17 protein-coding genes, 1 rRNA gene and 1 riboswitch are annotated in these 20,255 nt (G+C 70.4%); of the genes, 4 read left to right on the forward strand and 14 right to left on the reverse strand.

Translation table 11 applies throughout. The features are described from left to right. Positions 1-107: 107 nt before the first annotated feature. Positions 108-950, reverse strand: a complete 843-nt coding sequence (locus IG62_RS0138465; protein ID WP_030815015.1) for a CPBP family intramembrane glutamic endopeptidase — start codon at positions 948-950, stop codon at positions 108-110. A 173-nt stretch (positions 951-1,123) separates the two neighbouring features. Here IG62_RS0138465 and IG62_RS0138470 point away from each other — a divergent pair, with 173 nt between their 5' ends. Then, positions 1,124-2,911 carry a substrate-binding and VWA domain-containing protein gene (locus IG62_RS0138470; RefSeq protein ID WP_030815017.1) on the forward strand — a complete coding sequence of 596 codons (1,788 nt, stop codon included), beginning with the start codon at positions 1,124-1,126 and terminating at the stop codon, positions 2,909-2,911. Between the two features lie 42 nt (positions 2,912-2,953). Here the strand turns inward: IG62_RS0138470 and IG62_RS0138475 are convergent, their stop codons facing one another. Next, entirely contained in the window at positions 2,954-4,507 is a 1,554-nt protein-coding gene (locus tag IG62_RS0138475; protein ID WP_030815020.1) for a glutamate-cysteine ligase family protein, read from the reverse strand. A gap of 578 nt (positions 4,508-5,085) precedes the next feature. Between IG62_RS0138475 and IG62_RS0138480 the strand changes: the two genes are divergently transcribed. After that, positions 5,086-5,676: a hypothetical protein gene (locus tag IG62_RS0138480; protein ID WP_030416599.1), complete on the forward strand. Its 591-nt coding sequence runs from the start codon at positions 5,086-5,088 to the stop codon at positions 5,674-5,676. Positions 5,677-6,030: 354 nt separating this feature from the next. Beyond that, entirely contained in the window at positions 6,031-6,225 is a 195-nt protein-coding gene (locus IG62_RS0138485; protein WP_030416598.1) for a DUF5999 family protein, read from the forward strand. Positions 6,226-6,303: 78 nt separating this feature from the next. Here IG62_RS0138485 and gcvP read toward each other — a convergent pair whose 3' ends face one another. Then, positions 6,304-9,189, reverse strand: a complete 2,886-nt coding sequence (gcvP, locus tag IG62_RS0138490) for an aminomethyl-transferring glycine dehydrogenase (protein WP_030815023.1) — start codon at positions 9,187-9,189, stop codon at positions 6,304-6,306. A gap of 188 nt (positions 9,190-9,377) precedes the next feature. Continuing rightward, a riboswitch (glycine riboswitch) is annotated at positions 9,378-9,475 on the reverse strand. A 114-nt stretch (positions 9,476-9,589) separates the two neighbouring features. On the opposite strand from gcvP, the gene IG62_RS0138500 reads away from it, so the two are divergent. After that, entirely contained in the window at positions 9,590-9,985 is a 396-nt protein-coding gene (locus tag IG62_RS0138500) for a PRC-barrel domain-containing protein (RefSeq protein WP_030815026.1), read from the forward strand. On the opposite strand, the gene IG62_RS0138505 is transcribed toward IG62_RS0138500, so the two are convergent. The 11 genes from IG62_RS0138505 to rrf all read right to left on the reverse strand — a co-directional run. Continuing rightward, complete coding sequence (locus tag IG62_RS0138505; RefSeq protein ID WP_030815029.1) at positions 9,883-11,346, reverse strand: DNA polymerase IV; 1,464 nt, start codon at positions 11,344-11,346, stop codon at positions 9,883-9,885. The two genes, IG62_RS0138500 and IG62_RS0138505, sit on opposite strands and share 103 nt — an antisense overlap. 66 nt (positions 11,347-11,412) lie before the next feature. Continuing rightward, the gene (locus tag IG62_RS0138510) at positions 11,413-12,018 is read right to left on the reverse strand and encodes a MerR family transcriptional regulator (RefSeq protein WP_037840367.1); all 606 of its coding nucleotides are present in this window, start codon (positions 12,016-12,018) and stop codon (positions 11,413-11,415) included. A gap of 194 nt (positions 12,019-12,212) precedes the next feature. Further along, on the reverse strand, positions 12,213-12,686 hold the full coding sequence (locus IG62_RS0138515) for a bifunctional nuclease family protein (RefSeq protein WP_006606439.1): 474 nt from the start codon (positions 12,684-12,686) through the stop codon (positions 12,213-12,215). Positions 12,687-12,742: 56 nt separating this feature from the next. After that, the gene (locus IG62_RS0138520; protein ID WP_030815035.1) at positions 12,743-13,489 is read right to left on the reverse strand and encodes a MerR family transcriptional regulator; all 747 of its coding nucleotides are present in this window, start codon (positions 13,487-13,489) and stop codon (positions 12,743-12,745) included. 17 nt (positions 13,490-13,506) lie between these two features. After that, positions 13,507-14,355, reverse strand: a complete 849-nt coding sequence (locus IG62_RS45755) for an FHA domain-containing protein (protein WP_078872501.1) — start codon at positions 14,353-14,355, stop codon at positions 13,507-13,509. A gap of 118 nt (positions 14,356-14,473) precedes the next feature. Beyond that, positions 14,474-15,442 (reverse strand): DUF881 domain-containing protein, encoded by a 969-nt coding sequence (locus IG62_RS0138530; protein WP_030815042.1) that lies wholly within the window; start codon positions 15,440-15,442, stop codon positions 14,474-14,476. A 5-nt stretch (positions 15,443-15,447) separates the two neighbouring features. Beyond that, entirely contained in the window at positions 15,448-15,780 is a 333-nt protein-coding gene (locus IG62_RS0138535; RefSeq protein WP_003984969.1) for a small basic family protein, read from the reverse strand. Continuing rightward, a complete protein-coding gene (locus IG62_RS0138540) occupies positions 15,777-16,709 on the reverse strand; it encodes a DUF881 domain-containing protein (RefSeq protein WP_199812583.1) in 933 nt (310 codons plus the stop codon). The genes IG62_RS0138535 and IG62_RS0138540 overlap by 4 nt, the downstream gene beginning before the upstream one ends. Positions 16,710-16,784: 75 nt before the next feature. Next, entirely contained in the window at positions 16,785-19,280 is a 2,496-nt protein-coding gene (locus IG62_RS0138545) for a mannose-1-phosphate guanyltransferase (protein WP_030815046.1), read from the reverse strand. Between the two features lie 121 nt (positions 19,281-19,401). After that, entirely contained in the window at positions 19,402-20,013 is a 612-nt protein-coding gene (locus IG62_RS0138550; protein ID WP_030815048.1) for a CDP-alcohol phosphatidyltransferase family protein, read from the reverse strand. Between the two features lie 150 nt (positions 20,014-20,163). After that, positions 20,164-20,255, reverse strand: a 5S ribosomal RNA gene (gene rrf / locus IG62_RS43560); the annotation flags it as partial.

A 20,255-nucleotide genomic window follows, 5' to 3' on the forward strand; every position in this document is an offset into this window, starting at 1 on the left:
ACTATCCTCTTCGTCGGCAGCGTCAGATGTGTATAAGAGACAGCCCCCACCACCCCAAAGGGCCCTCGCACTCACCCCACACCCCCAAAGGGCCCCCAGGCCCACCCTCACCCCGTAGGCAACCACCCCACTCGCCCCGCCAATACCGCGTAGCCCACGAACGCGACCGTGTCGATGAGGGCGTGGGCGGCCACCAGGGGGCCGACGCGGCGCCAGCGGCGGTAGAGGAGAACGAAGATGGCGCCCATCACCATGTTGCCGAGGAAGCCGCCGATGCCCTGGTAGAGGTGGTACGAGCCGCGCAGCAGAGAGCTGGCCACCAGGGCGGCCATCGGGGTCCAGCCCAACTGACCCAGTCTGCGCAGCAGATAGCCGACGACGATGACCTCCTCCAGTACGGCGTTCTGCACCGCGGAGGCGATCAGTACCGGGATCTTCCACCAGACATCGGGCAGCGCCTCGGGGACCACCGTCAGATTGACACCGGCCGCCCGCGCGCCCAGATAGAGCAGCAGACCGCTGCCGCCGATGGCGGCCGCCAGGCCCGTTCCCCGGCCGAGGTCGAAGCCGGGCCGCCGCCGGTCGAAGCCGATCGCGCGGAGTCCGCCGGCCCGTTCGCGCATCAGGAGATGCGCGACCAGCACCACGGGCACCAAGGCGGTGGCGATCCCGAACAGCTGCCAGGCGAGATCCAGCCATGGCCGCCCGGGCGCATGGGAGGCGTTGAGGGTCGCCGCCTGGTGTTTGAGGCCACCGGGCTTGGTCAGCGACCCGATGAAGCTGATCAGCGACGACACCGCGCTCGCGCCCACAGACAGGGCCAGCACGATCAGCGTCTCACTGCGCAGGACGCTCCGGGCGGGCTGCTGGGACGCGCCTGGTCCCGCCCCGGCGCCGGAGCCCTCCCCCGGAACGTCCGCACCAGACCCGGGACTTGTATCCGACTCCACGCTTCCTCCACTTCCGCATTACCACCTCTTCGCCACCACCGCCCCGCTAGGGTCTCGACAGCAGGTACGAAGATCGCGCGCGACAGGCCGGGGACGGGCGCCATCCACGTGGCGCATTCCCTCCTCCCCCATCGATTCCCGATCGAGCTCCGAGAAGGAGAGGCGCTACCGCAATGGGACGACACAGCTTGCCCGACGGCCCCACAGCGCGGTCCACGGGGGCCCGGCCCGGCTCCCGGCGCCGCACCATCGTCCTGTCCACCGGCCTCGTCCTCGCGGTCGCCGCCGGTTCCGTAGTGGCGTTGCGCAGCGGCCTGCTGCCCTTCGGTGAGCGGTGCGACGGCCCGTCGGTGCGGCTCCCTGTCGCCGCCTCGCCCGATATTGCGCCGGCCGTCGAGGCGGTGGCCGTTGCGGCCCGTGAGAAGGCGACACGCACCGACGGCAGGTGTCTCGACGTCCGGGTCGTCGCGCGGCCCTCCCACGAGCTCGCCGACTCCTTCGGACAGCGGCCCGCGGACCCGGAGTTCCAGGTCTGGATACCGGATTCGAGCCTGTGGGTGGACCGGGTCGCGGCGGAGAGCGGCACTCCGCTGACGGCCGCCGGCCCCATCGCCTCGTCACCCCTGGCGCTGGGTGCCGTCCCGAAGGCAGCCAAGTCCCTGGGCTGGCCCAACAAGCGCTACACCTGGGCCGGTCTCACCCGGAGCGCGACCTCGGGTGGTGGTCTGCGCCTGGGTGTCGCCGACCCCACCCGCAGCGCCACCGGGCTGCTCGCCCTGTCCCGTATCAGCGCCGCCAACACCGAGGACGCCGAGGACAGGGACGAGGCGGACACCCGTACGGCGGCCACCGCCAAGCTCCTCTACCAGCGGGTCGCGGACGGCGACGATCAGGTCATGGCCACGTTGCCGCGCGACGGCTCCGGTGCCGAGCAGGGAAATCCGCGCCGTAACCAGGCGCTGCTGCTGTCCGAACAGGCCGCGTTCGCCCACAACGAGAGCTCGGACGGCGGCCCGGACCTCGATCTCTTCTACCCGGAGGACGGCACGGCCCGGCTCGACTACCCGTACGCCCTGGTAGACGAGGACGAGATGAGCCCCGAGCAGTCGCGGGCCGCCAGCCGCTTCATGACGCTGCTGGGCGAGCCCGGCGGGCAGCGCGCGTTGCACGAGCACGGCTTCCGGACCGGGGACGGCACGGCGGACGCCGAGGTGGTGGCGGCGGCCGGCGGGCGCGATCCGCAGCCGTACAGCGCCGCACCGGCCGACCCTCCGACGGCCAAGCAGCTCCAGGCCCTGCTGGGCATGTGGACGATCACGGTGCAGAGTGCCCGGATCTCCACCGTGGTGGACGCCTCGGCGTCGATGGGCAGCCCGGTGCCGGGGCGGGGCGGCCAGACCCGGATGGACCTCGCCCGGAATTCGCTCCTCCAGGCGCTGGCCACGTTCACACCCGAGGACGAAATCGGACTGTGGAAGTTCGCCACCCACCTGGACGGCGAGAAGGACTATCAGGAGCTGTCCCCGACCGGTCGCCTCGGCGACCCGGAGGGCGACGACGGCACCCACCGTGACGCGCTCGCCGCCGCGTTCGGTTCGCTGGCCCCGGTGCCCCACGGCGCCACCGGTCTGTACGACACCGTCCTCGCCGCCTACGAGGAGGCCCGCCGGACGTACGCGAGCGGGAAGTTCAACGCGGTGGTGCTCGTCACCGACGGCGCCAACGACGACGCGAGCAGCATCGGGCTGGATGCCCTGGTCGCCAAGCTGGGGAAGCTGTCGGATCCGGGGCGTCCGGTGCCGCTGATCGCCGTCGCGATCGGTCCGGAGGCCGACGCATCGGCGTTGGACCGGATCGTGGCGCCCACGGGTGGCTCGGCCCACCGGGTGGACGATCCGTCGCAGATCCACCAGGTGGTTCTCAAGGCCATCATGGCGGCGGGCAGCAAGGCCCCGCGCTGACCCGCGCGCCGCAAGCTTCCCCCGGCCTCGCCCCGGTGGCGGCTACGCCCCCTCGGTCGCCGCCTGGCGGGGGCCCGGCACCGCGGTGCGGGCGCCGAACGGCCAGGCGACGGGCCAGGTGTGCACCGGCTGCCCGGTGTGCATGAGTTCGCTGTAGCGCCGGGTCATCGCGGCGAGTGCGGCGTCCCGGTCCAGACCCTGACGGCGGGCGTAGTGGTAGGCCGCGGCCTGCCAGGAGGCGCCGTTGACCCGCCGCCGGCAGCGCTCCTCGATGATGGCCAGGTAGTGGTCGCGGTCGGCCGGCTCCACCCCCCAGGCGTCCAGTCCGCGGGCTGCCAGCGGCAGCAGTTCCTGGCGTACCAGCCGTACGGCCGGAATATCGGCGAGGGCGGTGGTCCGGCCGGGGCGGGGCCATTGCAGGGTGGCGTCGATGCCGTACCGGCAGGCGGTGTCGAAGTTGCCGGCCGCGGCGGCGAACGGGAGGCGGGACCAGATGGGGCGCGGCTCCTCGGCCAGGGCGCGCACCAGGCCGTAGTAGAAGGCGGTGTTGGCGATGGTGTCGGCGACGGTGGGGCCGGCCGGCAGCACCCGGTTCTCGACCCTGAGGTGGGCGACGCCATCGGCGACCGCGTAGACGGGGCGGTTCCAGCGGTAGATCGTGCCGTTGTGCAGCACCAGTTCGGCCAGGTCGGGCACGCCGCCCTCGGCCAGGACCCGCAGCGGCTCCTCGGGTCCACACACCGGGAGCAGGGGCGGGAAGTAGCGCAGGTTCTCCTCGAAGAGGTCGTATGCGGACTCGACCCAGCGTTCGCCGAACCATGTGCGCGGGCGTACGCCCTGTGCCTGTAGTTCCGGTGCGCGGGTGTCGGTGGCCTGCTGGAAGACCGGCGGCCGCGACTCCCGCCACAGTTCACGGCCGAAGAGGAACGGCGAGTTGGCGCCGACCGCGATCTGTGCGGCGGCGACGGCCTGGGCCGCGTTCCATACGGCGGCGAAGCGGCCCGGTGTCACCTGGAGGTGCAGCTGGACGGAGGTGCAGGCGGCTTCCGGGGCGATCGAGGGGGAACGCGCCACCAGGTGCTCGACGCCCTGGATGTCCAGGACGAAGTCCTCGCCGCGGGCGGCCCGCATCTGGTCGTTGAGCAGGACGTAGCGGTCGTTCTCGGAGAGGCTGGCGACGGTCAGGTCGGTGGCGTTCAGAGTCGGCAGAATGCCGATCATCACGATCCCGGCGGCGACTTCGCGGGCCTTTCTTTCGGCGTAGCACAGGCCCGTGCGGAGTTCCTCGGCGAGCTGGTCCAGGACGCGGCCGGAGAGCCGGTGCGGGAGGATATTGACTTCCAGATTGCACTGGGCGAGTTCGGTCTGGAAATCCTGGCTGGCGATCCGTTCGAGAACCTGGGAGTTCAGCATGCGGGGCCGCCCGTCGGCGCCGGCGAGATTGAGCTCGATCTCCAGACCCATGAGATTCCGAGGCCGGTCGAACCGCTTCTCCACCAGGAGCCTGTGCAATCCTTCGAGGCAGTCGTGTAGCTTTCTTCGATAACGCTCCCGGTCCGCCAGGTCGATCCCGTCCGCGGCGACCTTCTCCCCCATCGAAAGGGTCCCTCCTCCAGTGAACGGCCCGCGGCCACGGGCCGCTTGGGGGCGAACCCGGGCACGCCGGGGCTCGCGCTACGGTCGATGATGCCCCGGCAATCTGATCGATAACGCCTCCGGGGCGGCCTGGTGCCGATAGGCTCGAAGTGGTGCGCCGTCCGGCATCTACCAGAGGCATATCTCAGCGGCGATCGCCGTCCGCATTTCGCTCGTGAGATTCACCGACGAGATCCGGCCTACCGCATCGGCGAGGTAATGGGAGGTGGCGCGACAAAGGCTCCGTACAAATTGGAGTAAATCACCTCGCAGACCGGTCCGGATTCCGCCTTGCCGGAAATCCGCAAGGCCAGTAGCCGAAACACTTTCAGAACATACGTCGTATAAACTCCGCTTACGAGGCAGAGACTTGGCGCCCCGTGTCGCGGTGTTCCCACCCGTGCCGTGGTTCGACGACGGGCCCTGATTCCCCACGCCGGGCCGCAGCCCCGGCCGGCCACGCTCTGACCCCGCACGCAAACAGCGCCGTTTGCACCTGCCGCGCTCCACCGTGTCTCCGAAGTGAGAGGCGACCCACCATGCCGCTGCACGTTGCCCCTGCCCCCGCGCCCGCCCTGCGCAGCATCCTGACCGCCCTCGGCTCGCCCACCGCCGTCCGCGAGGCCCCCGTCCCCGCCCTGCGCGCCCATCAGGGCCCGCTCAGCCCCGACCACCCCCTGCCCCTGCACGTCTGGGACGACGTCAGCCGGGCCGACGGCACGCCGCACACCCGGCTGGCCGGCTGGCAGTTCCTGGTCCGCGGCGGCGAACGGGCCGTGGCGACCGCCGAAGCGGTGCTCACCGCGGACGGCTGGACCTTCGGGCGGTTCTGCGGCGGCCCCTACGTCGCCTCGACCGAACGGGCGCTGGCGCAGTCCGAGGCGCTCACCACGCCCTACCAGCCCCGGCTGCTGTCCGTGCCGGAGCTGTACATGCTCACCCTGTGGCTGCATCACGACCTCTCCTCCGACGGGGCCGAGGGGCTGCCGGCGGCCGGTGACCTGCTGGTGCCGCTGGCGCCCGCCCCGCCGGGCATCGCCGCCCACCGCCCGCACCACGTCGCCGACCTGCTCCCCCGGCTCACCCTGCGTCTGGCCTCCGCGCCCCTGGAGCTGCGCGAACCGGCCTGAGCCGCAAGCCGGCGGCGTCCCTCCGGGTACCCGCGCACCGGCGCACCACGCCCCTCACGAGCGTGCCCCGTGGGCCCTTCCGGCCACGGGGCACGCTGTCGTGCTCACCCGCGCGGCCTAGCCCGCGGGTACCACTCCCAACCTCCTTGGAGAGGAGAGCACTTGGGAGCAACCGCCCGCACGGGTGACGCGTCGATATCGAGTGAGTACCGCTGCTGCGAAATCCCTGCGGAATCACTTCCGTAGGGCAACACTGGGACCGACCGAAGAAACGGGGGAGCGGCCATGGCCATCTCATCGAGCTCATCGAGCCGCACGACGACCTTCACCACACCGCAGCGAAAGACAACTTCCATGTGTCAGCACCAACCACCTTGCCCCTCAGCGGATTCCACCGACCGGGAGGCCGCACATCTTGTGGCACACCACCCGGAGCAGGGCTGGAGCCTGCTCTGCAACGGCGTCCTGCTCTTCGAGGACACCGGTGAGCTGCTGCCGGACGGGCAGGTCATCGCCCCGCACCGGGCCCGGGTCACCGCGGCGGCCTGACCCCGCGCACCCGGCAAGAACCACCAGGGCCCCCGGCAGAACACCTGCCGAGGGCCCTTGCTGTTGCCGTGGAACGGCTCAGGCGTCGTACGCGTCCAGCGGCGGGCAGGAGCAGACGAGGTTGCGGTCACCGAAGGCGCCGTCGATGCGCCGCACCGGCGGCCAGTACTTCTCGGCCGCCACGACACCGCCCGGGAAGACGGCCTCCTCGCGGGAGTACGGGTGGGTCCACTCGCCGCTCAGCGCGCCCGCGGTGTGCGGGGCGTTGCGCAGCGGGTTGTCGTCCTTGTCCCACTCCCCCGTGCCGACCTTCTCGATCTCCGCGCGGATGGCGATCATCGCGTCGCAGAACCGGTCCAGCTCGGCGAGGTCCTCGCTCTCGGTCGGCTCGATCATGAGCGTGCCGGCCACCGGGAAGGACATCGTCGGCGCGTGGAAGCCGTAGTCGATCAGCCGCTTGGCGACGTCGTCGATGCTCACGCCGGTCGCCTTGGTCAGCGGCCGGACGTCGATGATGCACTCGTGCGCCACCAGGCCGCCGGGGCCGTTGTAGAGCACGGGGTAGTGCGGCTCCAGGCGCTTGGCGACGTAGTTGGCGCTGAGGACCGCGACCTGGGTGGCGCGCTTGAGGCCCTCGCCGCCCATCAGGCGGACGTACGCCCAGGAGATCGGCAGGATGCCCGCGGAGCCCCAGGGAGCTGCCGAGATCGGTCCGACGCCGGTCTCCGGACCCGCGGTGGGCTGCAGCGGGTGGTTGGGGAGGTACGGCGCCAGGTGGGCGCGCACCGCGACCGGGCCGACGCCGGGGCCGCCGCCGCCGTGCGGGATGCAGAAGGTCTTGTGCAGGTTGAGGTGCGAGACGTCGCCGCCGAACTTGCCCGGCTCGGCGAGGCCGACCAGCGCGTTCAGGTTGGCGCCGTCGACGTAGACCTGGCCGCCGGCGTCGTGCACCGCCGCGCAGATCTGGGTGATGTGCTCCTCGAACACGCCGTGGGTGGAGGGGTAGGTCACCATCAGGACCGCGAGCTCGTCACGGTGCTTCTCGATCTTGGCGTGCAGGTCGTCGGCGTCGACCTCGCCGTCCTCGCCGGTCTTGACGACGACGACCTTCATGCCGGCCATCACGGCACTGGCGGCGTTGGTGCCGTGCGCGGAGGACGGGATCAGGCAGACCGTGCGCTGCTCGTCCCCGTTGGCGCGGTGGTAGGCGCGGACGGCCAGCAGGCCGGCCAGCTCGCCCTGGGAGCCGGCGTTGGGCTGGAGGGAGACCTTGTCGTAGCCGGTGACGGTGGCGAGGCGCTCCTCCAGCTCCTGGATCAGCGTGAGGTAGCCCTGGGCCTGGTCGGCCGGAGCGAAGGGGTGCAGCTGGCCGAACGCGGGCCAGGTGACCGGCTCCATCTCGGTGGTGGCGTTCAGCTTCATCGTGCAGGAGCCGAGCGGGATCATGCCGCGGTCCAGCGCGTAGTCCTTGTCCGCGAGGGTGCGCAGGTAGCGCAGCATCGCGGTCTCGGAGCGGTGCTCGTGGAATACCGGGTGGGTGAGGTAGTCGTCGGTGCGCAGCAGCGTCTGCGGGAGCGTTTCGCCGGTGGCCGCGTCGAGCTTCTCGATGTCGGCCTGCACGCCGAAGGCGGCCCAGACGCCGGTCAGCTGGGCGCGGCCGGTGGTCTCGTCGCAGGCGATGCCGACCAGGTCCGCGTCGACCTGGCGGAGGTTGATGCCGGCCTCGCGGGCGGCGGCGACGACCTCGGCGGCCCGGCCGGGCACCCGGGCGGTCAGCGTGTCGAAGTACGCGCCGTGGACCAGCTCCACGCCGCCGGCCCGCAGGCCCTCGGCGAGGATCGCCGCGTAGCGGTGGGTGCGCCGGGCGATGGTCCGCAGGCCCTCGGGGCCGTGGTAGACGGCGTACATACCGGCCATGACGGCGAGCAGCACCTGCGCGGTGCAGATGTTGCTGGTGGCCTTCTCACGCCGGATGTGCTGCTCACGGGTCTGCAGCGCGAGCCGGTAGGCCTTGTGGCCATCGGCGTCCACGGAGACGCCCACGAGGCGGCCGGGGAGGCTGCGCGCGAACTGCTCGCGCACCGCCATGAAGCCGGCGTGCGGCCCGCCGAAGCCCATCGGGACGCCGAAGCGCTGGGTGGTGCCGACCGCGATGTCCGCGCCGAGCTCGCCCGGCGAGGTCAGCAGCGTCAGCGCGAGCAGGTCGGCGGCGACGGTGACGATCGCGCCGAGCTCATGGGCACGCTCGATCAGGGCGCGCGGGTCCCGGACGGCACCGGAGGCGCCCGGGTACTGCAGCAGGACGCCGAAGACGCCGCGCTCGGCGATCTCGGCGGGGATGCCGTCGGAGAGGTCGGCGACGACGACCTCGACGCCGGTCGGCTCGGCGCGGGTCTCGATCACGGCGATGGTCTGCGGCAGGCAGTCGGCGTCGACGAGGAAGACGCCCTGCTTGACCTTGCCGACGCGGCGGGAGAGCGCCATCGCCTCGGCCGCCGCGGTGCCCTCGTCCAGCAGGGAGGCGCCGGAGGTGGGCAGTCCGGTCAGGTCGGCGACCATCGTCTGGAAGTTCAGCAGGGCCTCCAGCCGGCCCTGCGAGATCTCCGGCTGGTAGGGCGTGTACGCCGTGTACCAGGCGGGGTTCTCCATGACGTTGCGGAGGATCACCGGCGGGGTGAACGTGCCGTAGTAACCCAGGCCGATCATGGAGGCCAGCACCTGGTTGCGGTCCGCGAGGCCGCGCAGCTCCGCCAGGACCTCCGCCTCGGTACGGGCCTGCGGCAGGCCGAGGGCCTCCGCGCTCTTGATCACGTCGGGGACGGCGGCGGCGGTGAGCTCGTCCAGCGACCCGAAACCGATGTGCGCCAGCATCTTGGCCTGCGCCTCGTGGTCGGGGCCGATGTGCCGGTGCTCGAAGGGGATGCCGCGCTCCAGCTCGGTCAAGGAGATGCGGTTGGTGGTCATCTGCGGGGGCCTCCTGGTCGGTACGACCTACGAGGGGCACCACGGCGCGGGTGCCCGGACGGCCTCCCCCTCTGTCATCTCAACCTGAGAGCTTCACCGGCCCGCGCACGGCAGACCGGCTTTCACCGTCGGTGAGGAGGGGTCCCGGAGCTGTGCCTTCCGCGGCCCGCCCTGCTTTCCAGAGTGACCTCGTCCGTGCGGTACGTGTGCCTGAGAGATTCCGGGGAGGATTTGCTCCTTCGGCGCCCTCGTCGCGAACGACAAAGGACTCTCCCGCACGGGTTCTGCGGCCATTCGCCAGCCTACCAGCGCGCCACTCGAAGGATCCTTCGAGTGGCCGGGGCATGAAATGTGCCGTTTGGTAGTTGTCACAGGGCAGTTGCGACCAATTGGAGGGGCCGTGCAAACCGATATCGATCCCCGGAGCCTGATCGGCCGCAAAGCGTTCGACCGTAACGGCGCGAAGATAGGCACCATCGACGAGGTCTATCTGGACGACGCGACGGGGGAACCGGAGTGGGCAGCCGTACGCACCGGGCTCTTCAGCCGGGACGCGTTCGTCCCCCTGGAACCCAGCAAAATGGTCGGCGAGAGCCTGCACATCCCGTACGACCGCAAGCTGATCAAGGACGCCCCGGACTTCGGTGTGGGCCGCCATCTCTCCCCTGAGCAGGAACTTCAGCTCTACCACCACTACCGCCTGGATATCTCCTCCCCCGACTCCGACGCGGTGTCCCCCGGCAATTCGGGCACCTCCGACACGGACTTCGGCAAGATCGCCGGATCGGAGGACTGATCCGCCGCAGGCTCCCCGCCCACCAGCGGCAGGGGCTCCCCCGGCCGTAGCGCCGGGTCCTCGACGGCAAAGGTCCGCACCCTCCCCGGTGCGGACCACGGCGTCTCGAAGCGGACGGTCACTCTCCCCAGCCCGCTGCCCTGTACCCACCCCGCGCCGTACTCGTCGTGGACCACGTCCACGCCCGGATGCCAGCGCCGCGGCCGCTCCTCCTCGGGCGCCTCCCCAGCCGGCTCCGCCCCGGCCCGCTCCTCCGCGGCCCGCGCCAGCTCCTCGGCCTCCCGCTCCGTCGTCAGCTGGGCGAAGAGGTCCTCCTGCGTGAAGTCGGCCAGCCCGCTGACCCCCACGCCCAGCAGCCGGACACCGCCGGTGGTGTCCACCAGCTCCAGCAGCCGCACCGCGGCCTCACGGATGACCGCGGGGTCGTCGGTGGGCCCGCGCAGCGTCTCGGAGCGGGTCAGCGTCGAGAAGTCGTAGTTGCGCACCTTGATCACCACCGTGCGCCCGGAGCGCCCGGCCGCCCGCAGCCGCTGGACGCAGCGGTCGGCCAGCCGCAGCACCTCGGTCCGCACCCGCGTCCGGTCGGTCAGGTCGACCTCGAAGGTGTCCTCGACGGAGATCGACTTGGCGTCGCGCTCGGCCACCACGGGACGGTCGTCCTGCCCCAGGGCCATCGCGTACAGCCCGGCGCCGTGCGCCTTCCCCAGGAGCCGCACCAGCTCCGCCTCGCCGGCCTCCGCGGTCTCCGCGATCGTGTGGATCCCGGCTCGGCGCAGCGTCTCGGCCGTCGCGGGCCCCACCCCGGGCAGCGTCCGGACCGACATCGGGCCCAGCAGCTCCCGCTCGGTGCCGGGCGGAATGACCACCAGGCCGTCCGGCTTGGCCTGCTCCGACGCGATCTTCGCCAGCATCTTGGCGCCGGCCAGCCCCACCGAGCCGGTCAGACCGGTCGCCGCCCGGATGTCACGCCGCAGCTGCTCCCCCACGGCCCGTACCGCGGCCGTCTCCGGGGCCACCCCGCCCGCCTCCAGGTCCACGAACGCCTCGTCCAGGCTCAGCGGCTCCACCAGCGGCGACAGCGCGTGCAGCAGCCCCATGACCGTTTCACTCACCTGGCGGTACAAGGTGAAACGCGGACTGAGGTATGCGGCGTTGGGGCACAGCCGGCGTGCCTGGGCCGTCGGCATCGCGGAGCGCACCCCGAAGACCCGGGCCTCGTACGACGCCGTGGCGACGACGCCACGCGGCCCGATCCCGCCGACCACCACCGGTTTCCCGCGCAGGCTCGGCTTCGCCGCCTGCTCAGCAGAGGCGTAGAACGCATCCATGTCCAGATGCAGGATCGTCGGCGCGGGTCTCACATGTCCGATGCTGCCGCATGGCACTGACAATCGACCCGCCGCCGGGCCGGAGCCCGGGCGCGCGGCTCAGCCGGCCCGGTTGCGCCGCCGCGCCAGCTCGTCGTGCGGGTTCTTCCCGATCAGCGTCTCGCCGGTGTCCACGCGCTCCCCGTGCAGCTGCGAGAGCGCGCCCTCCACGTCCCGCCACACCACGCCCACGGCGATCCCGAAGACGCCCTGGCCGCCCTGGAGCAGGTCCACGACCTGGTCGGGCGAGGTGCATTCGTAGACCGTCGCGCCGTCGCTCATCAGCGTCATCCGCGTCAGGTCCGCCAGCCCCCGCGCGCGCAGGTGCTGGACGGCGGTGCGGATGTTCTGCAGCGAGACCCCGGTGTCCAGCAGCCGCTTGACGATCTTCAGGACGACGACGTCCCGGAAGCTGTAGAGCCGCTGGGTGCCGGAGCCGTACGCGGGCCGGATGCTCGGCTCCACCAGGCCGGTGCGCGCCCAGTAGTCGAGCTGCCGGTAGGTGATGCCCGCTGCCGCGCATGCGGTCGGGCCGCGATAGCCGATGCTCTGCGCCTCGCAGTCCCCCGACACCGCCGCGGCCGGTGCCGGGGCGCGGTTCGCCGTTGCGCCCGCGTGGAGCGGCAACGCCCCTTCCGCCGCCATACCGTCGCCGGTGATTGCCACGCCGCCCTCCGTCCTCCACGTCCCGGACGGGACCTGCCATATCGACGGTATGCAGTCACTCGGGGTGCGTCAACGATCGCCGCGCTCGCCACGCCGAGTGATAATCACCCTACGAGTGGTTTCTCGTGACCTCGCGCGGGGAATGGCTAAATAGTTTGGCCGGAATCAGACCCTTCGCCCGTCCGGCGCACCGGCTACTGGCTGTTGGTCCCGAAGTCCTCGGGTGAGATCTGGTCGAGGAACTCGCGGAACTTCTCCACCTCGTCCTCCTGCTCGTCCGGGATCGCGATCCCCGCGTCGTCCAGCACACCGTCGGTGCCGAAGATCGGCGTTCCGGTGCGCAGGGCCAGCGCTATCGCGTCGGACGGACGGGCACTGACCTCCACCCCGCTGGCGAAGACCAGTTCCGCATAGAAGACCCCCTCGCGCAGGTCGGTGATGCGGACCTGCGTCAGCTCCTGCCCCACGGCCTCCAGCACGTCCTTGAAAAGGTCGTGCGTCAGCGGCCTGGCGGGGACCATGCCCTGCTGGGCGAAGGCAATGGCGGTGGCCTCACCCGGCCCGATCCAAATGGGCAGGTAACGGTCGCCCCCCACCTCCCGCAGGAGCACGATCGGTTGGCTGGAAGGCATTTCCACCCGGACACCCACGACGTCGAGCTCGTTCACACAGCAACCCTAGGACGTGCCCGGCAGGTTTGGGTAGTCGGGCACTCTTTTGCTCACTACGGCCGGCCGCGCAGCGCGCTCTGCACCAGCGCCGCGTGCAGCCGTACGGAGAGCGTGGCGAGCTCCCTCGCGGTGGCCTCGGCATGGGCCCTGGTCTGTGGATTGCGGTGCCGCCGAAGGGGTGCAACGACCTGCTCGACCAGGCCCGCCTCGCGCTCCGCGGCCGCCTTGACGACCCGCAGGTGCCGTGGTTCGAGACCGAAACGCCCCAGGTCGGCGACAAGTTTGGCGACCGTGACGGCCTCGATGTCGTATCCGCCCTCCGCATGGGGGACGATGAGTCCGTACGACTCCCAGTCGGCGAGCGCCGCCTCGTCCACCTCGGCGGCGGCCAACAGCTCGGCCCGGCCGATCCGGCTGGCCGTGGGCGTCTCCTCGCCCGCTTCCGGGACGCCCTCGATCAGATCGCGGGCAGGCGCGGCAGGCGCCGGCAGCGTGACCTGCTCACCGCGCTCGATGGCGTCCAGATGCTCGCGGATGACCTTCAGCGGCAGATAGTGGTCGCGCTGCATCCGCAGGACGCTCGCCAGCCGCTCCACGTCGGCCGGGGTGAATTTCCGGTACCCGGAAGGCGTGCGCTTCGGCTCGACCAGCCCCTCGGCCTCCAGGAAGCGGATCTTGGAGATGGTGACCTCGGGAAATTCCTCGCGCAGCTGGTTGAGCACCGTGCCGATGCTCACCGGCTTTCCGGCCGAGGAGGCGGTGCCGGAATCCCCGGCACCGCCTTTCGGTGTATGGCGCATATGCCTTCCCTGGCCGGTCAGATGCCGGCGCCTCGCTGGCTCGCGTAGAAGACCAGGCGGTACTTGCCGATCTGGACCTCGTCGCCGTTGTTGAGGGCGACGGAGTCGATGCGCTCACGGTTGACGTAGGTGCCGTTCAGGCTGCCGACGTCGGCGACCGTGAAGAGGCCGTCCGGGCCGCGACGGAATTCCACGTGGCGACGCGAGACCGTCACGTCGTCGAGGAAGATGTCGCTCTGCGGATGCCGGCCCGCCGTCGTCAGCTCGCTGTCCAGGAGGAAGCGGCTGCCGGAGTTCGGACCGCGGCGGACGATGAGCAGCGCCGAACCCAACGGAAGGGCGTCGACGGCCGCCTGGGCCTCCGGGGACAGCGCGGGCGAGAGGTTCTGGCCCGTGGTCTCCGAGTCGTAGGCCTCGAGCCCCGAAATGGAGATCGTCGACGTCGTCTCGGACGCCCGCTCGGGCTGCGCGCCCGCGCGCAGCGGCGCGCCGCAGTTGGAGCAGAACCGGCTCGCCTCGGCGTTCCGGTGCCCACACCTCGTACAAACCAGCAAGGCCGGACCTCCGCCCGTGGGTGCGGCTGATGGTTCCTGGGAACCTATGCGGGCGGCACCGGAGGGGTCAACAGAACCCGCGCCGGGCCCCCCGGACGGACCGCCGACCTCGTCACGGAAGAGGGGACGGTTCTCGGTCGCGCCGCTCTCGTCGGCCCGGCCCTCAGCGCGATGCCGCGCGGAGCCGCTGCCGCCCTCCTGGCGCGCGCTCTTGCCGAACAGCTTTCCAAACAACTTCACGGGCGATTCCCCTTGAACGAAACAGACCCGCCCGTGGGGCAGGACGAACCCTCGATGCACACACCGGCCCATCCGGACATCCAGTGAACGTCCGTGGCCTCCAGACAGTTTCCACCACACACCACACGCACGGTGCGTCGACCCCCCGCTACCTCATGCCCTCCTGGGGCACTCGACATACCTGTACGCCTCACTGCGATGACGACCGAGCGTAGTCAGGCCGCTTCGCCGCCCGCAAGGCGTCCACAATGATCTTCTCCTCACGGGTCACAGACACCTTGGCCTGCTCCTTTTCCAGCGTCTGGACCACTCCGCCGGGGATGTTCAGCGCCGGTTCCAGATCCTCCGGCTTGCCGATGACCTTGAAGCGGTACGGCTGCGTGACACGCCTGCCGTCGATCTCCACCCCGCCCCGGACGTCCGAGAGGGAGGTGTTCGCGACGACCCGGACGTCGTTGACCTGGATGGCCTCGGCGCCGGCCGCCCGCAGCTCCTGGATGGTGTCCAGCAGCTTGTCCGCCTCCACGGAGTGCGTCGGGTCGTCGATGGTCAGGTTGATGCCGGGCCCTTGCGCCGCGACGGTCCCGGCCAGCACACCCAGCTGCTGTTCCTTCTCCACGGTCTGCTTACGGGCCTCCTCGGCCTGGTCCGAGCTGTTCGCCAGCTCGGTCTTCTGCCCTTCCAGGCGCCGCTGTTCGTCCGTCAACCGCTGGGAGCGGTTGTCCAGCTCGTCCAGAATGCGCACCAGGTCCTCCTGACGCGCACCTCGCAGCGCACTGCTGTCACTCGTGGAACGTACCTGAATCGCCAGGCCGAGGCCGAGAATGAACAGCAGCAGGGCGACGATCAGTTGAGCCCGGGTCAGCCGCGGCGGCCACAGGCTCGCCACCAGCCGCTCCCGACCGGTCTTCGGGCGTTCCGCGTCCCCGTCGCCGGTGTCCGCCGCCGGGGCCGAGGAGTCTGCCCCGTTGTCCGGCTTCTGTCCAGTCGTGTCCGGTTCCTGGCTTTCCGCGTCGTCCGCGGACTTCGCCGGTTCCGGGGTGCTCCGGCTCTCCGGCGGCATCGGCTGCCGGTCGGCCACGCTGCGCTCCTGCGCCTGCTCCGGCCGTTCCCGGCGCTCCGGCCGCTGCTCCGGCTCCGGGGTCTCGTCCGTTGCCATCCGCCTCACGCCCGGAAGACGTGCCGGCGGATCGCCGCGGCGTTGGAGAAGATGCGGATGCCGAGCACGACGACGACACCGGTGGAGAGTTGGGCACCTACGCCCAGCTTGTCACCGAGGAAGACGATCAGCGCCGCGACGACCACGTTCGACAGGAAGGAGACCACGAAGACCTTGTCGTCGAAGATCCCGTCCAGCATGGCCCGCAGACCGCCGAACACGGCGTCCAGCGCGGCGACGACAGCGATCGGCAGGTAAGGCTCGACCACCGTCGGCACCACGGGCCGCACCACCAGCCCGACCACGACTCCCACGATGAGGCCCAGTACGGCGATCACGATGTGCCCTTCCCTGTGTCGGCACCGTCCGGCTTGGCGGCACCGGCCTTCGGCTTTGCGGTACGTACGATCAAGCTGGGCGCGGGCGGCAGCGTCAGCTCGCTCTCGGCGGAAATCCTGGCGCGGACGCCGTAGTTCTCCTGCAGGATGTGCAGGTACTGACCGTCGGCGCTGTCCTGGAACGCGGTGCTCAGCCGCTGCCCGTCCCCCACCGCCAGCACCGTATAGGGCGGCACCAGCGGCTTGTTGTCGACCAGTATGGCGTCTCCCGCGGCTCTGATCGCCGAGAGTGACGTAAGCCGCTGTCCATTGACGGAGATGGCCTCCGCGCCCGAGGCCCACAGGCCGTTGACGACGCGTTGCATGTCCCGGTCCCGCACCCGCCCGGTGTCCGAGAAATCGCTGCTCTCCCGCGGCCCGCCGCCGCCGGACTCGGCCCCCTTGGCGTCGTCCACGACGAGCTTCACGCCGGGCCCGGTGGCCTGCGTCGAACCGGCCAGCAGGGCGAGCAGTTCGGCCTTGCCCCCACCGTGTTGCTTCAGCGCCTCGCGCTGCATCCTGCTGACGTCGTCCCGCAGCGCGTCGACCCGCTGCTGCTGCCGGTCCGCCTCGCCGGTGCCCTTCTGGATGCGGTTGATCAGCTCCGTACGCTCCTTGGCGAGCGTCGGTGCCGATATCCGGGCCTGCGCCGCCCCGACGGTCACCACGAGCGCGGCCAGCACCAGACCGGCCGCGAGGCCCAACTTCGCCCGCAGGGTGCGCGGCAGACCGCGCACACCGGCCTCGGACTTGCGCGCGGCCGCCTCGGCGTAACCGTCGTCGAGGCTGTGGTCCATCACGTTGGTCAGCAGCGACATGGACGCGTCGGGGCGCGCGGCCGGTCTGTTCGGTGTGCTCCGATCGGGGCGCTGCTGCGACATGCCGCACATCGTCGCACGTCGGCTCCGCAGTCTCCCAATGGCCCCACCGGCGTGCCGATGCCCGGCCCGCCGGTGGGGTCCGGATCAGCGTCCGGCGCTGTCCACCACGGCCGACCACTCGTCCAGCAGCTGCTGGGCGGAGGCGTCGTCCGGCCCTTCCGCCCACAGGTGCGTGACCGCCTCGGCCGGGTCGGGCAGGACCAGGATCCAGCGGCCGTCGGGCTCCACGACCCGGACGCCGTCGGTGGTGTCCACGTCGCGGTCGCCGGCCGCCTCGACGACATGCCGCATGACCAGGCCCTTGACCGCCCAGGGGGTGGCCAGGTCGCGGCGCAGGACGTGGGCCCGCGGGATGCGTGCGTCGATCTGGCTGACCGTGAGCTGGGTGCGGGCCACCAGGCCGATCAGCCGGACGAAGGCGGCGGCGCCGTCGAAGACGCTGCTGAACTCCGGGATGATGAAGCCGCCCATGCCGTCGCCGCCGAAGACCGTGCCGTCCTCCCGGCCCACCCGGGTCAGGTCATCGGGCGAGGTCGTCGTCCACTCCACCTGCGTGCCGTGGTAGGCGGCCACCTGCTCGGCGATCCGGGTGGTGGTCACCGGCAGCGCGACCCGGCCGCTGCGCCGCTCGGCGGCGATCAGGTCCAGCATGACCAGCAGCGCGCGGTCGTCCTCGATGATCCGGCCGCGTTCGTCCACGAGGGAGAGCCGCTCGCCGACGGGGTCGAAGCGCACGCCGAAGGCGGCCCGCGCCGAGGCCACGATCTCGCCGAGCCGGACGAGACCGGAGCGCCGGGTGTCGGCGGTCTCGGTGGGCCGGGACTCGTCGAGGCCGGGGTTGATGGTCAGGGAGTCGACGCCGAGCCGGCCCAGCAGGCTGGGCAGGACCAGACCCGCGCTGCCGTTGGAGGCGTCCACGACGACCTTCAGCCCCGACTCGGCGATGCCGGTGGTGTCCAGGGACCGCAGCAGCGAGCCGGTGTACGAGTCGAAGACGCTGGCCGGGAACGCCAGGTCGCCGATCTCGCCCGGGAAGGCGCGGCGGTACTCCTGCCGGGCGAAGACCCGGTCCAGCTTGCGCTGCCCGGCCTGCGAGAGGTCGGCGCCCCGCTCGTCGAAGAACATGATGTCGACGGAGTCGGGCACACCCGGCGTCGTACGGATCATGATGCCGCCGGCGCTGCCGCGGGCGGTCTGCTGGCGGGCGACCGGCAGCGGGACGTTCTCCAGGTCGCGTACGTCGATGGCGCTGGCCTGCAGGGCCGAGATCACCGCCCGCTTGAGGGCACGGGCGCCACGCGAGTGGTCGCGGGCGGTGGTGACCGTGGACCCCTTCTTCAGGGTGGTGGCGTACGCGCCGGCGAGCCGCACGGCGAGTTCCGGGGTGATCTCCACATTGAGGATCCCGGTCACGCCGCGCGCGCCGAACAAGTGCGCCTGGCCGCGTGATTCCCAGATCACTGAGGTGTTGACGAAGGCGCCGGCCTCGATGGTCTTGAAGGGATAGACCCGCACATTGCCCTGGACGATCGATTCCTCGCCGACGAGGCATTCATCGCCGATGACCGCGCCGTCCTCGATGCGGGCGGCCCGCATGACATCGGTGTTCTTGCCGATGACGCAGCCGCGCAGATTGCTCTGCTGCCCGAGATAGACGTTGTCGTGCACCACGGCACGGTGCAGGAACGCCCCGCTCTTGACGACGACGTTGGAGCCGACGACAGTGTGCTCGCGAATCTCCACACCGGCCTCGACCTTGGCGTAGTCACCGATGTACAGCGGACCGCGCAACACGGCATCGGGGTGCACCTCGGCCCCCTCGGCCACCCATACGCCCGGCGAGATCTCGAAGCCGTCGATTTCCACATCGACCTTGCCTTCGAGGACATCGGCCTGGGCCTTGACGTAGCTCTCGTGGGTGCCGACGTCCTCCCAGTAACCCTCGGCGATATAGCCGTAAATCGGCTTGCCTTCCTTCATCAGCTTCGGGAAGACATCACCGGACCAGTCGACGGACACGTCGGGCTCGAAGTAGTCGAAGACCTCGGGCTCCATCACGTAAATACCGGTGTTGACGGTGTCCGAGAAGACCTGACCCCAGGTCGGCTTTTCCAGGAAACGCTCGACCCGGCCGCCTTCGTCGACGATGGTGATACCGAACTCGAGGGGGTTGGGGACCCGCGTCAGGCACACCGTGACGAGGGCGCCCTTTTCCTTGTGGAACCGGATCAGATCGGTCAGATCGAAGTCGGTGAGGGCATCACCGGAGATGACGAGGAAGGCGTCGTCCTTGAGGGCCTCCTCGGCGTTCTTCACACTGCCGGCGGTGCCGAGCGGCTTTTCCTCATTGGCATAGGTGAGCTCCATTCCCAGCTCTTCGCCGTCACCGAAGTAGTTCTTGACGAGCGAGGCGAGGAATTGCACGGTAACCACGGTCTCGTTGAGACCGTGCCGTTTCAGCAGCCGAAGTACGTGCTCCATGATCGGCCTGTTGGCGACAGGAAGCAGCGGCTTGGGCATGCTGGACGTCATGGGGCGAAGGCGTGTTCCTTCGCCGCCGGCCATCACAACGGCCTTCATGTCGGAAGCGTCCTCCTCTGAGAGACGACGGTCTTGCCGACTTCACTCGCCCAGAGCGCCCGCTGTTCCTGTTCTTACCTACGGGCGCCGGGCCCTGGCACTATCTGCCGGTTCGATGAGCTCAGTCGGCGGTGGCGTCCGCCCTGATGAGCCGGCGGACCTGGACCACGTAGAGGATCCCTGCCCACCAATAGAGCGCCGTACCCCATCCTGCGAACGCCCATCCGAAAACAGCGGCGAGTGAGTGAAGCCAGCCATCTCCGTCGCTCAGCAAGAGCAACGGGAAGGCATACATCAAGTTGAACGTAGCTGCTTTGCCCAGGAAGTTCACCTGGGGAGGGCCGTATCCGTGACGCCCGAGGATTCCCACCGCGATGAGGAGCATCAGTTCCCGCGCCAGCAGGGCCGCGGTGAGCCAGATCGGCAGGATGTCGCGCCACGTCAGACCGACGAGCGTGGACAGGATGTACAGGCGGTCGGCCGCCGGGTCCAGGATCCGGCCCAGGCTGCTGATCTGGTTCCAGCGCCGGGCCAGCTTGCCGTCCAGATAGTCGCTGACGCCGCTCAGGGCGAGGACCACCAGGGCCCAGCCGTCGGCCGCCTTCGGGCCCCCGAATTCAGGCCACAGGATCAACCACAGGAACAGGGGCACGCCGACGAGGCGAGCCATGCTCAGGATATTCGGGATGGTGAGGACGCGATCGGTCTGGACCCGCGTCTCCTGGACCTCCACCGCGGGGGCCTCCTGTGGGAAATGTGCCAACGATGCCCCTTGACCTTACCTGTCCCCCCGACCGGACCGCGCCGCGGGTCCCAAGATCACCGACAACACAGAAAAGCCCCGCCGGAACCAATGGCTCCCACGGGGCTTTTCTTAAAGATTGTTCGGCGGCGTCCTACTCTCCCACAGGGTCCCCCCTGCAGTACCATCGGCGCTGAAAGGCTTAGCTTCCGGGTTCGAAATGTAACCGGGCG

The sequence above is a fragment of the Streptomyces sp. NRRL S-337 genome, assembly GCF_000720175.1.
Classification (GTDB): domain Bacteria; phylum Actinomycetota; class Actinomycetes; order Streptomycetales; family Streptomycetaceae; genus Streptomyces; species Streptomyces siderophoricus.